General features: G+C 52.2%; 13 protein-coding genes. 8 read left to right on the top strand and 5 right to left on the bottom strand.

The genetic code is table 11. The features are described from left to right. Nucleotide 1: 1 nt before the first annotated feature. On the bottom strand, nucleotides 2–1,891 hold the full coding sequence (locus PEL01S_RS07585; protein ID WP_255320082.1) for a serine hydrolase domain-containing protein: 1,890 nt from the start codon (nucleotides 1,889–1,891) through the stop codon (nucleotides 2–4). Between the two features lie 151 nt (nucleotides 1,892–2,042). On the opposite strand from PEL01S_RS07585, the gene PEL01S_RS07580 reads away from it, so the two are divergent. The 4 genes from PEL01S_RS07580 (at nucleotide 2,043) to PEL01S_RS07565 (ending at nucleotide 5,575) form a co-directional block, all read left to right on the top strand. After that, entirely contained in the window at nucleotides 2,043–3,896 is a 1,854-nt protein-coding gene (locus tag PEL01S_RS07580) for a helix-turn-helix transcriptional regulator (protein WP_204343644.1), read from the top strand. 293 nt (nucleotides 3,897–4,189) lie between these two features. Beyond that, entirely contained in the window at nucleotides 4,190–4,693 is a 504-nt protein-coding gene (locus tag PEL01S_RS07575) for a MerR family transcriptional regulator (RefSeq protein WP_127459889.1), read from the top strand. Next, the gene (locus PEL01S_RS07570) at nucleotides 4,690–5,154 is read left to right on the top strand and encodes an SRPBCC family protein (protein WP_127459888.1); all 465 of its coding nucleotides are present in this window, start codon (nucleotides 4,690–4,692) and stop codon (nucleotides 5,152–5,154) included. The genes PEL01S_RS07575 and PEL01S_RS07570 overlap by 4 nt, the downstream gene beginning before the upstream one ends. Further along, entirely contained in the window at nucleotides 5,135–5,575 is a 441-nt protein-coding gene (locus PEL01S_RS07565; protein WP_127459887.1) for an SRPBCC family protein, read from the top strand. Before PEL01S_RS07570 ends, PEL01S_RS07565 begins: the two co-directional genes overlap by 20 nt. A gap of 66 nt (nucleotides 5,576–5,641) precedes the next feature. Here the strand turns inward: PEL01S_RS07565 and PEL01S_RS07560 are convergent, their stop codons facing one another. Next, nucleotides 5,642–6,625, bottom strand: a complete 984-nt coding sequence (locus PEL01S_RS07560; protein WP_127459886.1) for a DMT family transporter — start codon at nucleotides 6,623–6,625, stop codon at nucleotides 5,642–5,644. Nucleotides 6,626–6,631: 6 nt separating this feature from the next. Then, entirely contained in the window at nucleotides 6,632–7,297 is a 666-nt protein-coding gene (locus PEL01S_RS07555) for a GntR family transcriptional regulator (RefSeq protein WP_127459885.1), read from the bottom strand. A 203-nt stretch (nucleotides 7,298–7,500) separates the two neighbouring features. Between PEL01S_RS07555 and PEL01S_RS07550 the strand changes: the two genes are divergently transcribed. From PEL01S_RS07550 to PEL01S_RS07540, 3 genes are all read left to right on the top strand, one after another. After that, on the top strand, nucleotides 7,501–9,306 hold the full coding sequence (locus PEL01S_RS07550; protein WP_127459955.1) for an assimilatory sulfite reductase (NADPH) flavoprotein subunit: 1,806 nt from the start codon (nucleotides 7,501–7,503) through the stop codon (nucleotides 9,304–9,306). A gap of 35 nt (nucleotides 9,307–9,341) precedes the next feature. After that, nucleotides 9,342–11,063, top strand: a complete 1,722-nt coding sequence (gene cysI / locus PEL01S_RS07545) for an assimilatory sulfite reductase (NADPH) hemoprotein subunit (RefSeq protein WP_127459884.1) — start codon at nucleotides 9,342–9,344, stop codon at nucleotides 11,061–11,063. Nucleotides 11,064–11,351: 288 nt separating this feature from the next. After that, entirely contained in the window at nucleotides 11,352–12,377 is a 1,026-nt protein-coding gene (locus PEL01S_RS07540) for an LLM class flavin-dependent oxidoreductase (protein ID WP_127459883.1), read from the top strand. A gap of 70 nt (nucleotides 12,378–12,447) precedes the next feature. On the opposite strand, the gene PEL01S_RS07535 is transcribed toward PEL01S_RS07540, so the two are convergent. Continuing rightward, nucleotides 12,448–13,704: an MDR family MFS transporter gene (locus tag PEL01S_RS07535; protein ID WP_127459882.1), complete on the bottom strand. Its 1,257-nt coding sequence runs from the start codon at nucleotides 13,702–13,704 to the stop codon at nucleotides 12,448–12,450. Nucleotides 13,705–13,825: 121 nt separating this feature from the next. Between PEL01S_RS07535 and PEL01S_RS07530 the strand changes: the two genes are divergently transcribed. Next, nucleotides 13,826–15,661, top strand: coding sequence for an SgrR family transcriptional regulator (locus PEL01S_RS07530; protein ID WP_127459881.1), 1,836 nt, complete (start codon nucleotides 13,826–13,828; stop codon nucleotides 15,659–15,661). Between the two features lie 88 nt (nucleotides 15,662–15,749). Here PEL01S_RS07530 and PEL01S_RS07525 read toward each other — a convergent pair whose 3' ends face one another. Further along, a complete protein-coding gene (locus PEL01S_RS07525) occupies nucleotides 15,750–16,697 on the bottom strand; it encodes a YobF C-terminal domain-containing protein (RefSeq protein WP_127459880.1) in 948 nt (315 codons plus the stop codon). Nucleotides 16,698–16,730: the final 33 nt, after the last annotated feature.

The raw sequence follows: 16,730 nt of genomic DNA, 5'->3' as shown, positions 1-16,730 counted from the left end.
CCTAAGAGTAATGTACGGAAAGAAAGTTCCAATAGAACAAGTAAGCCGTATAAAGGAGGGTAAGCACGGCGATCCCAACGTTTACGGTCTTCCATCGGTCAAGCTCCTTGGCAGTAAAGATTCGAATCAAGAAATAAACAGCCGCGGCCGACGAAATAAGAGGCATGGAAGCCACGACGACCTGATAGAACTGCGAGTATCCGTATAGAATCTCTCCATTCCCATAGATGAACTGGACAATGAAGAATATGCTCTGAAGGAGAGCGATGATTGGAATGACGACAGAGATGCTGTGCGATTGCTTGCGCCATTGCCGTATCGCGTACCTCACGATCCATAGGAGCGGAATAAGCGTGAACAAAATGCCGGGTACCGCATACAGCGCCAACAAGACAGATCCCGACTCAAAGGAAGCCGTGCGCGGGATGGAGAAGTACATCGGCCCTGTCAGCGTCCATCTCCCCTGTTCTTTATGAAAGTACAGCTGTTCCTCCCCGCCGACTTCTTGGAAGAACCTTTCATCTACTTGGGTAAACTCTTTCCTGAGCATCTGTTGCCCGTCGTTCTGGAATAAGCCGGTCACCACTAAGGTTCGATCGTCTTTTGCTTCAACCGTATACGGTACGCTGCCTAGCAAGCGAAGTCCCTTGGCCCAGCCATGCTCCGCTGCCAAGTGCAGCTCGTATCGTCCTTCCAGTTCCTTGATCGCACTCCCTGAACTTTCAAGGGGAGGAAGTGGCTTGCGGGCTACTTTCGAGTCGATCATTTGGGATATGGCGTGAACGACTTTCCCGTGCATTTCCATCCCGCTATCTCCGGTGTTGGCGGTAATGAAGATACCGATCGAATGGGAAGGAATGAGCACCATTTTCGAATTAAATCCGTCAATTCCTCCATTCGCCCACAAGTAGGGAACTCCATTCGCCGTCTCCGACCGAAAAAAACCATACCCAATCCCATACATGCGTTCATGAGAAGAGAATTGCTTCGCATGCATCATCCGGACCGTCTCCGGTTTAAGCAAGGACTGACCGTGGAAATAGCCGTTGGACAAATGTGCGATCATGTAGGGGGCGAAGTCATTCGGCGTCATATTGACGGCTCCTGCTCCGGGAAAATGAATTCCGGAATAAGGAACCACTTGATAACCGTTATCCGTATAAGTATAGCTCTTGGCCAACTTGGTCCGATCCTGCGGGAGATTCAAGTTCGCGCTGCTCATGCCGAGTGGCTGGAACAAGCGTTCCCGCATGTAATCATTCAAGGGATATCCGGATACTTGTTCGATCACACTTCCCACAAGCCCTATCCCGGCATTGCTGTATAGGAATTTACTTCCGGGGGCAAACACCGTCGGCTGCCTCTCCAAATACGTCCGGACCGTATCCGTCGACCATTGCGGGGTCAATCCTTGGCGATTATCTCTTTCATACATGATTACATCCAGACCTGCCGTATGCGTGAGCAGGTGATGGAGTGTAATTGGGCCGTACTTTCCATTTACCTGGTAATCCTTCAGAGCTGCATTGATATCGTCATGCAACGAGAGCTTTCCCTCCTCGACCAGTTGCATAGCCGCCGTAGCGGTGAGGGATTTGGTTAAGGAGCCTAGCCGAAACAGCGTGCTTGCCGGGTTAACGGGCACCTGTTGTTCCAGATCGGCGAAGCCGTACCCTTTGCTATACATGATGCGTTCGCCTTGTGTAATGACAACCGATGCGCCGGGAATATGAAGCTTGCTCATTTCCTCCTTCATGAGAGGATCAATCAATTGTTCCAACGCTTCTGCGGAGAACGGCGAAGCCTCATTCGCATTAGCATGTGGCATGCACAATAGGAATAACAAGCAAGAAGCGAGTAGAGCAGCCAACCATTTCCGTGTATCCGACATATTCATCATCTTCACCTTTCGTTTTTGAGCGATGGATATCGCCAGGCTATAGCGATAAGGCTGAGTATGAGGTCGAACCTGTCATTTTGGGAAGTTGTACATTGTCATTCGTATTCGTGATATCGCTTCGTGGAGGCGCATGCTATAATGGTTGACAGTTAAATCCGGAAAAGAGGTGTTCATCCTGCTGACATTGGCCAACCGATGGGCATGGTTCGATTGGATCATTTTCACGATCCGCTTCATGTGGTGGATCACGATTGTCATCGGGCTTGTTCGATATCACGACCGTTTGCCGTACCCTGTAATGGCGGTGCTATTCGTTTCGGTTCTTGCGTTTGTTATTCCTTATTGGTTTTACCGGTATTCCACCAGCGCTTATTTGATTGCTGAGATCGCGCTGAGCGGGAGCCTTTACATTGCTATAAACTACTATTTTGAAGCGACCCAATGGCAGTTTGTGATCATCGTCTTTGTCGTGGGATTCCATAGCACGGAACGAACATACCGCTGGACGGGGCCTGCTACGATTCTTCTTGTTCCCTTTCTCGCATGGAATACCGCTCGTTTGGATTTCGATGGCATCGCTTTTCAAGCCATCTTGTACCATTTGGGAATGTACGGGTGCGGCTTCGGCTTTCAATTGTTGGTCCGTACGCAAAAGCAGAGCCTGATCATTAAGGAACAGAACCAAATTTTGGAGCAATATGCGAGTCGAGTGGAGCAAATAACGCTGCTTGAGGAGAGAGACAAGATATCCAGAGAGCTGCACGACACGATCGGACACACGATGACATCGCTAATTATGGGCATGGAGACGCTTCGGCCTCGCTTGCCCGATACCGAAGTGAAGCGACTGGACACCCTGCTTCACATGGCGCGCCGCGGTTTGAATGAAACCAGGGGAATCGTTCACAATTGGGCGCAAACCACCGGGGAATCGTTAACGACCTTGGAGTCCTCGTTTCGCGAATTGATCGAGCAATTTCAACAGTCAACCGGGGTGATCGTCAAGCTGCGCATCTACGGCAAGGAGTATGAATTAAGTCGGTCCCGGAAGCTGCCCCTGTATCGCTGCTTGCAGGAAGCGCTGACCAATGCCGTGCGCCACGGCGGTGCTTCACTTATACAGGTGGGATTGTACTTTGAAGAAGCCCAAATCCGAATGCAGGTTGAAGATAACGGGAATGGAAACAAGGAAATTGAATTCGGATTCGGGTTGCAATCGATGAAAGAGCGGCTTGAAGCCCTTGATGGATATTTATCTCTTCATTGTCTGGATGAAGGAGGTGTAGCGGTTATTTGCTGCCTGCCTCATCAGGCGGTTCTTCCACAAGCAGCAAGCATTCGCATACTTCTCGTTGACGACCAGCCGATCATCAGAGAAAGCTTGCAGCTGATCTTACAACAACAGCAGGATATGCAAGTCGTTGGGCTCGCCGGAAACGGGCAGGAAGCGCTCGACATGATTCCAAACGTGAATCCCGATGTGGTGCTGCTGGACGTCCGAATGCCTGTATTGGACGGACCGAGTACGCTGCGAGCGATACGCGAACGATGGCCCGCCTTACGCGTTATTATGGTGACAACCATCGAAGAGGCTTCGCAGGCCGCCGATACGCTCAAGAACGGCGCCAACGGTTACTTGTTGAAATCCGTTTCCCCTATTGAGTTAGTGGAGGCGATAAGGGTCGTCCACCAAGGGGAAACGCTGATTACCCAGTCCATCGCAGATGTCCTCTTCAAAGAGATGAAGGTGCAGCAGGAAGAACTGGATGGACTGCGTAAATTGCAAGGACGCGTTTGCCCTTACGGGTTGACGGAGCGTGAGCGGGGAATTCTGGCATCCCTAGTGAAGGGGCTTCGCATAAAAGCGATCGCGGAAAAAATATTTCTTTCCGAAGGTACCGTTCGTAATTGCACTACGATGATTTATGCCAAGCTGGGCGTGAATAACCGGGAAGACGCGGTGAGGAAAGCGCAGGAGGAAGGACTTGTCGTTTAGGCGGGCCATACGAATGAAGTGATTTGAACGGCATCATGATCTACCCGGCTTCAGATAAGGCGGATCGTGATGTCGTTTTTACGCTGTCCAACAAGTCTGCGCCAAACGGGTGGTCTACGATGTGCCGCCAGCTTCCGTCGGTTTGTTTTTGGATAATTTTGGAATCGTTTTCGCCGATGAACCGCAAAAAAATTTACGATAGAACGGCACAATTATACTTGCACCTTACGTAACGTAAGGTTTTATAATGAAGCTACCGGTATAAAGCTAGCGCCAAAGAGTGGAGATGATGAATGAAGAGCTATTGGAAGATCGGAGACATCGCCAATCTGACGGGGCTTACCGTACGAACCTTGCGTTTTTATGATCAAATCGGGCTGTTCTCCCCGTCGGAACATACGGAATCCGGCCACAGGCTGTACAATGAATCGGACCTGTCGCGTTTGCACCAGATTTTATCGCTTAAAGAGCTGGGGTTATCTCTCGAAGAGATTAAATCGGTTTTGACCGGCAGGCAAATCAGTCCGCTTGAGATCGTCAACTTGCAGATCAACCGAGTCAAAGAGCAGATCAAGCTGCAGCAGAAACTATTGGAGCAGCTCGAACATGTATCCAAGCTTATGCAGGGTAAGGCGCAATTAACGGTGGAAGATTTCACGAGCCTTCTGCAAGCGATGAAAATGTCATTCGAGAAGCTGGTCATTGAGCGGCAAACGATTTGGGAGCGAAACCTGGATCTGTTGGGGGACTTTCTTGCCGAGGAGACAATGCCGAAACCTAAGGAGGAAAATCAATGAATGAACGATTTGTTAAGCATGCGACCTTCGTCGTCGAGCGGACTTATGCCGCCTCGCCGGAGCGGGTTTACCAAGCCTGGGCTGACCCGGTTGCCAAAGCCAAGTGGTTTTCGAAGCCGGAGATCTTCGACTTTCGGGTTGGCGGGCGCGAGTACAGCAGTGGCGGGCCGCCGGAAGGGCCGGTCTTTACGTTCGACGCCAGTTACCAGGAAATTGTTCCGGAGCAGCGCATTGTCTATACGTACACCCTGGATTCCGGCAGCACACGCGTCTCCGTCTCGAATACAACGGTTGAACTGATCAAGCTGGAGGGCGGCACGAAGCTCATTTTTACGGAGCAAGGAGCATTCTTTGACGGGCACGATACGCCGGAAATACGGGAGCACGGTACCAATCTCATGCTGGACGCGCTTGGCAAGGTCTTTGAAGAGGGGAATGATCATGAGCATGGGGAAAAATGAACTTATTTCCACACGCGAGTTCGATGTACCGCCGGAGCTTGTATTTCGGGCTTGGACAACCCCTGATTTGCTCGCTCGTTGGTGGGGGCCGCATGGCTTCACGAATACATTTCACGAGTGCGATATCAGGCCGGGCGGCACGTGGCGACTCACCATGCATGGACCGGACGGTACGGATTACCCGAACCATAACGTCTTTGTTGAGATCGTTCCGTTTGAGCGGATCGTGATTGACCATCTATCCGGTCACGAATTTCGGTTAACGGGTACTTTCGAGAACCTGGAAGGCCGTACCAAAGTTACGTTCCGTCAGCTTTTCAAGCTAACCGAGGAATTCGAACAAGTCAAGACATTCTGTATGGAAGCTAATGAACAGAACCTCGACCGGTTAGGCAAGCTGCTGGAAGAAATGACCTCCTAGCTATGCGATGGGATGAATTAAAAATATCGCCGTTCACACCTCTGTCGGAGTTGGACGGCGATATTTTTATACTCTTTCGTTCAGCGCGGCTGACGGTTTCAACTGACTCTCCTCTTGTTTATTCGCCACATAACTATGCAAAATCATGCCGAGAACGACGACAATCATCCCGCACCAGGATAAAAGCGAAGGAAGGGGGATCGACAAAAACAGCAGCTCCCCGGCTAAGGCGAATAGGACTTCCATCGACTGCGTGGCTTCGACCGAAGCCAGCTTCCGCATATTTCCCCGCACCATATCCGTCGCTTTGAAGAAGAGGACGGTGGCCACGACGCCGGAAAACAGGGCGACCAGCAACGCTTGAAAGCTCTGCTCCTTGCTCGGCAATCCTACAGTAGATAAGCCGTACAAGGAAAGGACCAGCCAGAAAGGCAGACTTGCAATCGTCATGCCCAATACCCTCTGAAACGTATCCAATCGCCCTTCGCAGAGCTCCATCATTTTCCGATTGCCCAAAGGATAGGCAAACGACGCGATCAGCACAGGGATTATGCCGAGCAATAGGCTTTCCAAGGAAAGGCTCTTGGCATGTTCGATCTGCATGAGAATAATCCCAAGCAGGATGAGAAGCGACATGATCAGACCCTTAACGGGAATTTTTCCCCGGGCTTGCATGGGTCCTTTGTCGGTTGAGACCGTTTCCCAAAATAACGGTGCAAGCAAAGTGCCCGAGATAATCGTGACTTGCCATGTGCCGGCAATCAGCCAGCCGGGCGAATATGCGGCTGCGAAGCATAAGGGAGCATAAAATAACCCGAATCCCACCGTGCCCCACCATAGCCACGTTCCGGGTTGTTTTCTCATTTCATGTAAGAGCGGACGCAGGTTTTTGCGAGCCAGTACCACGCCCAAGAGCAGCGGAACCATGAAGAGATAGCGCAGCGCGGCGCTCCAAATCCAACTCCCGCCGGACAGCTCCATCGAAGCATTGAGAACAAAGGTAAAAGCAAAAAAGAAGGCCGAACCTATACCGATCATAATGGGCTTCAACGGGGCTCACCTCGGTTCCGTGGGTTGGGTTAGCAGCTCGCCGAGACTTAGCCAGTTTTCTTCGACAAGACGGGCAGCCTTTTCACACTCCCCATTGTGGCAGGCGGCCATAATGTGATTGTGCTGCTCCACGGAATTCAACCCTTTCAGGGTATTGAATTGGGAAATCTCCAGTCGTTGAATTTTGGGGATGCTGCGTTCTAGCGCCAGAACGATCTCAGGGTTCCCCGCCGCGTCCAAGAATACCTTGTGAAAATGCGTATCCGCCTCGATGGCCTGAATCACGTCGCCTTGTTCAATCGCAAGCTGTAAGGCGTTATTGCTTGCTTCTAGTGTCTGAAGATCAGATTCATTTAAAATAGGACATGCGAGTTTTGTAGCCAAAGCGTGCAAGACGGCAACTACCGTAAACGCGTGCTTCGCCTCCGTTACATGTAATGGCGTTACATAAGTGGACGATCCCGGAAGGGATGCGACCAGACCTTCGTCCTCCAGCCTTTTGAGCGCTTCCCTGACCGGCGTGCGGCTAATGCCGAATTTCTCCGCCAATTCTTTGTCGCTCAAGCGTTCTCCGGGATGCAATTCCAGGGTGATAATCCACTTTTTTAAAGTTTGATAGACTTCATCTCTAAACGACTGCCGTTGAATGGGTTGAATCTGATCTTTTTTCATAAAACCAATATATCGGATATTGGTTTATTGGGCAATATTAATTTTTCATCCGGTAACGTTGGCGATTTATCAGCAAAACTAATAAAAGCTATAAAATCCTTTTAATTGATCCGTTTACCCGGCTGTGATAGGTTGGAGATAAGATAAAATTAATTATATAAGAATACTAGGAATTATTTTCATCCTATGCGAGGTGCATATTGTTGATATTACAGGTGATGAACAGTCCTTTTAATCAAGAGCAGGTAGAGCTTCTCAACCGTTTGCTGCCTACGCTGACGGAAGTACAGAAAATTTGGCTGAGCGGCTATTTGACGGCTTTGCACAAAACCGAGGCTTCGACGGCTGCGCCGGCCGCGAACCAACCGGTCCTCTCCAAAGAGGTCACGGTGCTGTTCGGGTCCCAGACCGGGAACAGCCAGAAGCTGGCCAAGAAGTTGAGCGAGAAGTTGAAGGAGCAGGGCCTCCAGCCGACGCTTTCCTCCATGAGCGATTTCAAACCGAATACGTTAAAGAAGGTTGAAAACCTGCTCATCTTGGTGAGCACGCACGGGGAAGGCGAGCCGCCGGACAATGCGCTGTCTTTCTATGAATTTCTGCACAGCAAGCGAGCGCCGCAATTGGAAGGCTTGCGGTTTTCCGTATTGGCTTTGGGGGACACTTCGTATGAATTTTTCTGCCAGACGGGCAAGGACTTCGACAAGCGCCTTGAGGAGCTCGGAGGCAAAAGGCTTGCCGCACGCGTCGACTGCGATGTCGATTTTGAGGATTCCGCGGCGGAGTGGATGGAGCGTATCTTGGCTTCTCTGAACGAGGCTTCGGCGGCCACGTCCTTGGGAAGCGGCGGTGGCGCAGCAGTCCGGAGCGAGACGCAGCAGACGGAATATTCGAGGTCGAATCCGTTTCAAGCCGCAGTGCTTGAAAATTTGAATCTGAACGGCCGTGGATCGGATCGGGAAACGCGTCACCTGGAGATTTCGCTGGAAGGGTCCAATCTCCAGTACGAGCCGGGCGACAGCTTGGGCGTGTATCCGAACAATCATCCCAGACTTGTCGATGAACTGATTCAGGCGCTGGATGGGAACCGGGAGGAGCTCGTTCCGGTCGATAAAAACGGCAACGAGCGCCCGCTGCTTGAAGCTTTGACAAGCTATTATGAAATTACGGTTCTGACAAAGCCCCTGTTGGAGCAAGCGGCGGCTCTGTTCCCGGACAGCGGTCTGCAGGAGCTGCTTGCGCCGGGGCACGAGCAGGAGCTTCGAGCGTATATCAAAAATCGGGATTTGCTGGATCTGGTGCAGGATTATCAGCTTAAAGGAGTATCGGGCAAGGAGTTTGTATCGATTCTTCGCAAGCTGCCGCCGCGTCTTTATTCCATATCCAGCAGTCCGAAGGCGTACCCGGACGAGGTGCATCTCACGGTCCGCAAGGTACAATACGAAGCGCACGGACGAGAGCGATACGGTGTATGCTCGACTTATCTCGCCGAGCATCTGGAGCTGGGCGATTCGCTGCCGGTATTTATCCAGCAGAACCCGAACTTCAAGCTTCCGCAAAATCCGGATACGCCAGTCATCATGATCGGACCCGGCACAGGCGCTGCTCCGTTCCGGGCTTTCCTGGGCGAACGGGAAGAAACCGGGGCACAGGGCAAGACGTGGCTGTTTTTTGGCGACCGCCATTTCTCCACGGATTTCCTCTATCAGGTCGAGTGGCAGCGCTGGCTGAAGGATGGCGTGCTGACCCGCATGGATGTCGCGTTCTCCCGCGATACGGATGAGAAGGTCTATGTACAGCACCGCCTTCTTGAACACGGCAAGGAATTGTATCAATGGCTGGAGGAAGGCGCCGTCATCTACGTGTGCGGAGACGAAAAGCATATGGCGCATGACGTTCATGCCGCTCTCGTTACCATTATCGAGCGGGAGGGCGGGCTTAGCTCAGAGGCTGCTGCGGAGTATTTGGCACGATTGCAACAGGACAAACGTTATCAGCGAGATGTCTACTGAGTTCAGGCTCACAGATAACGAGAGGGGATAGGGACATGAGCGAAAATAATTTACTTTCAGCAAATAGCGCGCCTCATAGTGATGTAGAGGAGATCAAGAAGCGAAGCGACTACCTGCGGGGATCTCTTGCGGACACGCTCACGGATAGAATCACGGGCTCCATTCCCGAGGACGATAACCGCTTGATGAAATTTCACGGAAGCTATATGCAGGATGACCGGGATCTTCGCAACGAGCGGAATAAACAGAAGCTGGAGCCGGCTTACCAGTTCATGGTGCGCGTGAGGGCGGCCGGTGGGGTCGTTACGCCGGAGCAATGGCTGATGATGGATCGCATCGCGCAGCAATATGCGAACGGGACGATTCGTCTCACGACCCGTCAATCGTTCCAGCTTCACGGCGTGATCAAGTGGAACATGAAGCAGGTCATCAAGGAAGTCAACGAAGCATTGTTAAGCACGCTTGCGGCCTGCGGGGACGTCAATCGTAACGTGATGAGCAATCCGAACCCGTACGTTTCCGAAATCCACGAGCAGGTGTATGAATGGGCGAAGAAAATAAGCCACCATCTTGATCCGCGTACTAGAGCTTACCATGAAATTTGGCTGGATGAAGAGAAGGTTGTCGACAGCCGCGACGGCGAAGAGCAAGAACCGATATACGGACCTGTTTATTTGCCGCGTAAGTTCAAGATCGGCATCGCCGTGCCGCCTTCCAACGATGTCGATGTCTTCTCCCAGGATCTTGGCTTGATCGCGATTCATGAGCAAGGACGGCTGCTGGGCTTCAACGTGGCTGTCGGCGGGGGCATGGGGATGACGCACGGCGATCCGCAGACGTATCCGCAGCTCGCGCGGGTGATCGGTTTTGTTACGCCGGAGCAGGCCGTCGACGTGGCCGAAAAAACGGTCATGATCCAAAGGGATTACGGAGACCGTTCGGTGCGAAAGCATGCCCGGTTCAAGTACACGATCGACGACCGCGGCTTGGAATGGTTTATCGACGAGCTTCATCAGCGCTTGGGATGGAAGCTGGCGGAAGCGCGCCCTTATCATTTTGACCACAATGGAGACCGTTACGGCTGGGTGAAGGGAAGCAACGGCAAATGGCATTTCACCCTCTTCATTCAGAACGGCCGGGTGAAGGACGAGGCCAATTACCCGTTGATGTCCGGGTTGCGGGAAATTGCCAAGGTGCACAACGGGGATTTCCGTCTGACGCCGAATCAGAACCTGATCATCGGCAATGTATCGACCCAGAAGAAGAAAAAAATCGAGGAAATCATTAAGGCATACGGGCTTACTGATGGGATTCAATATTCCGCGCTGCGCAGAAATTCGATGGCCTGTGTTGCCCTGCCGACCTGTGGGTTGGCGATGGCCGAATCGGAGCGCTATTTGCCCACGCTGCTGGACAAGATCGAATCGATCTTGGATGAGGCGGGGTTGCGCGAAGAAGAGATAGTCATTCGGATGACCGGCTGTCCGAACGGATGCGCCCGGCCCGCGCTTGCGGAGCTTTCCTTTATCGGCAAGGCCCCGGGGAGATACAACATGTACTTGGGCGGCGGCTTCTCCGGCAACCGGCTCAATAAAATGTACCGCGAAAATATTGACGAGACGCAAATTCTTGCGGAGCTGCGGCCCATCTTGAACCGCTATGCGAAGGAACGTGAGGAAGGCGAGCATTTCGGCGATTTCGTGATTCGCACCGGATACGTGAAGGAAGTTCGTTCGGGACTTGATTTTCACGAGTAAGAGCAAACGGATTAGTCTTATATGACAAATCGAATGAGCTGTCCTTGAAGTAGATTTCTACTGAAGGGACAGCTCTTCTCTATGGATCGGACGCTGCATTGACATATCTGTATTTCTATATATAATGAAATAATAAACCCGCAGACATGGTTAATTCCTATGTGTTGGAGATTCCATGTATGTTGCTTTTGCTTTTACATCTAAAAAGATAGATATCCTGATATATAAATGCATGGCGTGAAAAGTCGGATGCAAGGCAAAATAATAAAATGAAATGAGGAAGACCATATGTCTGCAAATAAGACGAACAAACGATTGAGCGATATCCCCTTCTCCGTGCTTGATCTGTCTCCTATCGTAGCCGGGGGAACTCCTGCCGAGTCTTTTCGCAACACGCTGGACCTTGCCCGGCATGTGGAGAAGTGGGGCTACAACCGCTACTGGCTGGCGGAGCACCATAATATGCCTTTTATCGCCAGCTCCGCTACTTCCGTTGTGATCGCTCATGTAGCGGCTGGTACATCAACGATCCGGGTGGGCTCAGGCGGGATCATGCTTCCCAACCATTCGCCTCTGGTGATCGCAGAGCAATTCGGGACGCTTGAATCCTTGTTCCCCGGACGCATTGACCTGGGGCTCGGGCGTGCGCCCGGCACGGATCAGCGAACCACTTTCGCGCTGCGACGCGACATTCGGAGCGGAGGCCAGGATTTCCCCGACCAATTGGACGAGCTGCGGGCCTATTTCGACCCCTCGTTGGCCTCAGGCCCGAGGCATGTAAGGGCGATCCCGGGAGAGGGCCTAACGATTCCGATCTGGCTGCTCGGTTCCAGCGGCTTCAGCGCTCAACTGGCCGGTCAGCTCGGTCTGCCGTTTGCTTACGCCAGTCACTTTTCGCCCACCAACACCGTGCCGGCGATGGAATTATATCGTCGTGCCTTCCAGCCTTCGAAAGTACTTGAGAAGCCGTATGCGATGGTTGGCGTCAATGTCATTGCCGCGGATACGGATGAAGAAGCGGAACGTCTGGGCACGACATTGCAGCAGCAATTCCTCAACCTGATCCGGGGCCATGAAGCGCCGCTGCCGCCGCCTGTGGACAGCATGGACGGCCTATGGAGCGAGCACGAAAAGCAAGCCCTGCAGAACCAGCTTGGCTCTTCTATCTTCGGCAGTCCGGAAACGGTGAAAGAAAAGCTGCAAGCCTTCCTGGACGCTACCCAAGCGGACGAAATCATGGTCGTCGGCCATGTGTTTGATCACCAGGCGCGCCTGCGTTCTTACGAAATCGTCGCCGATATTGTGAAATCGTAACCCATTGTACAAACCTACAAAGGCTTCGCGAGATGATCTTATCCTTTCCGAAGCCTTTTTAAGAGGGCAATTAGTTCTGCTGCTCAATCCCCGCGATCAAACCATTTGCTTTCTCAAGGCCCTGCCGTTGCTCCCAAAGATGCTGCCCTCGATGGAAGAATGGAAAGGCGACAAATGCCAGAAGCATGAGGATGGCGAATAGGACAGGACCTTGTCCGAAGCCTAATACGCTCAGTAGGATACCGCCAATCCAAGCGCACACACTCTGACCGATAAATGCCAATCCGCTAGCGCCATAATAGGCCCCTCTCAAATGTTCCGGTGCAATTTCACCGATAAGCACATCTCCAATGACAAAACATAAGATTTCGCCCATCGTAAAAACGACCATCGACAAGGCAAGCATCAAGATATTGTCAAAAATCCCAAACCCGAACAGACCCAGTCCGAATAACAGGCACCCGGCTTTCAACGCCGTTAACGAAGAGAAGCGCTTCATCAGCTTGGCAAGAGGATATTGCAATACCAATACGGAGAGCGTATTGATCACGAAAAGAAACGAGTACGCTTCGATCCGGTCATGACCAATATATTGCGACAACGTGGTATCCAAGTGTGAATAGGCTCCTGTGACAAATACATTACCCAGAAGAAAATAGAGGAATATTTTATCGGTAAAAATAATTCGCGCCATTTGGTTCATCGTGGTCGATGCCGATTTCTCATGAAGCTTCTGCTTGAACATGACCATGAAAACCACTAAGACCATGGCGTAAATAAAGAAAATCACAGCACTGGTGAAAAACGGCAAAAGCGATGAAGAACTGCCTGCACCAAGCTTCAAGCCTACTAACGGTCCTATAGCTCCTCCCAGATTGATGGCAAAATATCTCGCGTTAAAGGCGTCGGCGCGATGTTCGGAAGGAGTGACGTCGGCGAGCAGGGCTCTGGCGACCGGTTCGAAAACACTGCGGCAGAGACCGTTGATCGCACTCAATAAGAAGAAAGCCCAAGTTTCGGCGGCAAAGGCGAAGCCTATCAAGACAAGACTCCAGACGGCCATCGACGAAATCATAACCGGATATCGGCCCAGACGATCCGATAATGCTCCTCCGACAAAGCTGCTTAGGGTTCCGGCCAATAAGCTGACGGCTAAAATGGCCCCGACAGTTGCCGGATCGATTCCCTTGACTTTCCCCAAATAAATGCCCAAAAAGGGCAGTGTCATAAAAAATCCTGTGCGTGACAGGAAGGTTCCGATAATGACTCCCCATGCTACCGGATGAAATCGGGGCAGGTTTAACCGCTTTTTTAAGATCATGTTCATCCTCTTCATCACCCTCGCTGTTTCGTTTTCCTAAATTTCAGTATAGCTATCAAAAAAGGGATAAAAAGAGTATGATTTGATTAAATCACTTCACCTTTTTTAGTGAGAAAAGGGGTTCCCTATGTTGACGGTTCCGCATTTTTTAGAGCTTCGCCGATATTTTAACAACCATGAGGTGGGTAAGCCCTTCTCGGTTACGGTCGACAAGCTTACAGGGATATGGTTCTGTACGCCTCGCTACGCTAAACTGATTGTCCGCAAGCTTTGCGAGCTGGGCTGGATTGAGTGGCAAGCCGGACGGGGCCGCGGTCATACTTCCGTGTTGACCTTACTCACGGATTCGGGCGAAATTCTCCTTCGGGAAGTTAAGCTTAGGATGGAGCAGGGGAATGTAAAGGAAGCGATGGAGCTGATGAACCGTTTCGGGGCGGCCGCTGTCAAAGAACAGTTTATGGATTGGCTGTCGGAAGGAATGGGTTTTTCCACCCAAGCCGTTTCGAATAAGCTGCAGGATACGCTGCGTTTTCCTGTGTACCGTTCGATTTTAACGCTTGACCCCGGACTGATTTATTATGATTTCGATGCACACATGGTAGGCCAGTTGTTCAATACGTTGGTCGAATACGATCAGGAAAGCCGAACCGTCACACCTTGTATCGCGCATTCCTGGGAAAGCAGCGCCGATGCCAGAGAATGGACATTCCATTTGAAAAAAAGCGTCATGTTCCATCATGGGCGGGAGCTGACTGCTCACGATGTCGTTTTTTCACTGGACCGGCTTCGCTTGAACCCTGAACGATTCGAATCGAGCTGGATGTTTCAAGACATCGAGAAGACCGAGGCCATGGACCATAAAACGGTACGAATCCGTTTGAAAGAACCGAATTATTTGTTTCTGCGGTTTCTTTCTACCATTCCCGCCAGTATTGTTCCCGAAGAGATTGTACGGGCAGGCGAAGCGGAATTTGGCAAAAAACCGGTAGGAACAGGCCCTTTTCGAATGGTTCGTCCCAATGAGGGCATCTGTATTTTGGAGGCATTCCCGGCTCATTTTCAAGGCAGGCCGCACCTGGATCGCGTCGAGATTCTCATTTTCCCTGAAATGGAAACCGGCAGCTTGAAGGAGCCTGACTGGACATCGGTTATGATTTCGCACGGGGATGCCTCCAAAGCACAGCGGGATGCCTTGATAAAAAGGAACAACGAGTGGTTGGACATGGAAACGTTGTTCTGCTGCTGCAGTTTGCTTGTATTTAACCAGCGGAAGAGCGGTCCGCAAAACCATCCGAAATTCCGGCAAGCTCTTCACCATATCATCGATAGAGAACAGATGATTGCCGAGTTGGGGGGCGACCGGATTTTTCCTGCGCAGGGATTCCGTCCATACCGTCCGGTCTCCGGTAAGATAACGACAGCGAATTCCAGCGCAAGTCGCTCGGACATTTTGGCCCTGTTGAAGGCAAGCGGCTACCAGGGGGAAACGTTCCGTTTGCTTACAACTGAATATCACGAGGAAGACGCCGTTTGGATTCGAGAGCGCTGCGAGTCTTTTGGCGTCCATATGGAAATCGAAATTACAGATCCGTCCGAATTCGCGGTACACCCTTCTTTGCCGCAGCATGACTGTGTCTTGTTTGGGAACATCTTTAGCGATGACGAGGTAGGCGAGTTGGAGATGTATCTGCAAAAAAATTACTTCTTGTGTGCGTTTGACGAGCCTATGGCGGAGGCTGTAAAAAAAGCGGCCGTATCTATTTTTCGCGAAACCGACGAGAACGAACGCCAGCGCAAACTGGCGGATGTAGAAAATCTGATATGGCAGACGTATTCCGTCCTGTACCTTATCCAAAAGAAAAGCAATACTTCGTTTCATAAATCGGTTCGTGGAGTTACCATTAATGCTTCAGGCTGGCTTGATTTCCATAAGATTTGGTTTCATCCGCATGTCTCGTCTTGAGCGTTAGTGAAATAAAAGAATAAAGCAGGCCGACCCTTCACGCTGCAAGAGAGCTGAGGATCGGCCTGCTTCTTTGTTATGCTTGTGCTCAGCTTCCGCTTTCCAGTGCCGCCAGCAGCTGAGCGTACGTCGGCGCGAGCGCCCGCAGCGCAGCGGCCGCCGACGCGTCGTCGCCGATGACCAGCGGGTGCTGCATCGAGCCGATGATCCGCGCCCGCTCGGCTGCGATTCGCGAGGCTTCGGCGTACCCGATGCGCGCCAGGCAGGTCGCGGCATCCGCGGCGCGGCGAGCGCCGACCCGGACCGCGAAGTAAATCAGATGGCCGCGCAGATCTCTGCTGCAGCCGCGCTCGATGAGCGCCGCGAGCCCTTCGGCGGCTTCGCCGTTGCCGAGCGTGCCCGGCGGCATGCTGTGGCTGCCTTCCATCGACAGCCAGCGGATCGCGGCGGGGATCGACGCTCTTATGGCATCTGTCTCGGACACTTCCGCGAGCCGGGTGAAGCCGGTGCGCATCGTATACGGTTCGCCGTAGTTGATCGTCTCGGCTCGCCAGGCCGTCATGAAGACGCTCAGCGGCAGCGAAACGTACGGGTAACCATGCGGGTCATGCATAAGCACGCGCTCGTCGTTCACCTCAAGGACGACGACGTAATGGTCGGCACCGATCGGTCCGGTCATTTCCGGTTGATGCCGCAGATGCCCCATCTCCAGCGGGCCGATCCACACCGGACCGTCCGACAGGGACGCCTTGAGGCGGGCGAGGGCCTCGTCGGCGTCGCTGGCTTTGGTAACCGTGGACGTCCAGCCGAGGGCGGTCAACGCGTCGTCGAAGCCCGCCTCGGGGTCCCAGCTGTACGGATCGAAGAACGGCAGCGTGCCTCCGATCAGCTGCATCCCGAACGGGCTGCCGGTAGCGAACTCGATCACGGCCGGAGAGGGCGCGCCCGCGCCGAACATCATCGCGAAGGAATTGGCGTAGCAGTACGGGCCGGAGCCCGTGTAGGTAACGTGCGAAAGCGCCTTTTGAGTGACCATCGTAAGATCCTTGCCTCCTTTGGATAGTTATGA

The organism is Paenibacillus elgii NBRC 100335 (assembly GCF_004000865.1).
GTDB classification, from domain to species: domain Bacteria; phylum Bacillota; class Bacilli; order Paenibacillales; family NBRC-103111; genus Paenibacillus_G; species Paenibacillus_G elgii.
The sequence above is the reverse complement of the archived record's forward strand: the minus strand, read 5'-3'. Positions and strand labels throughout refer to the sequence as shown.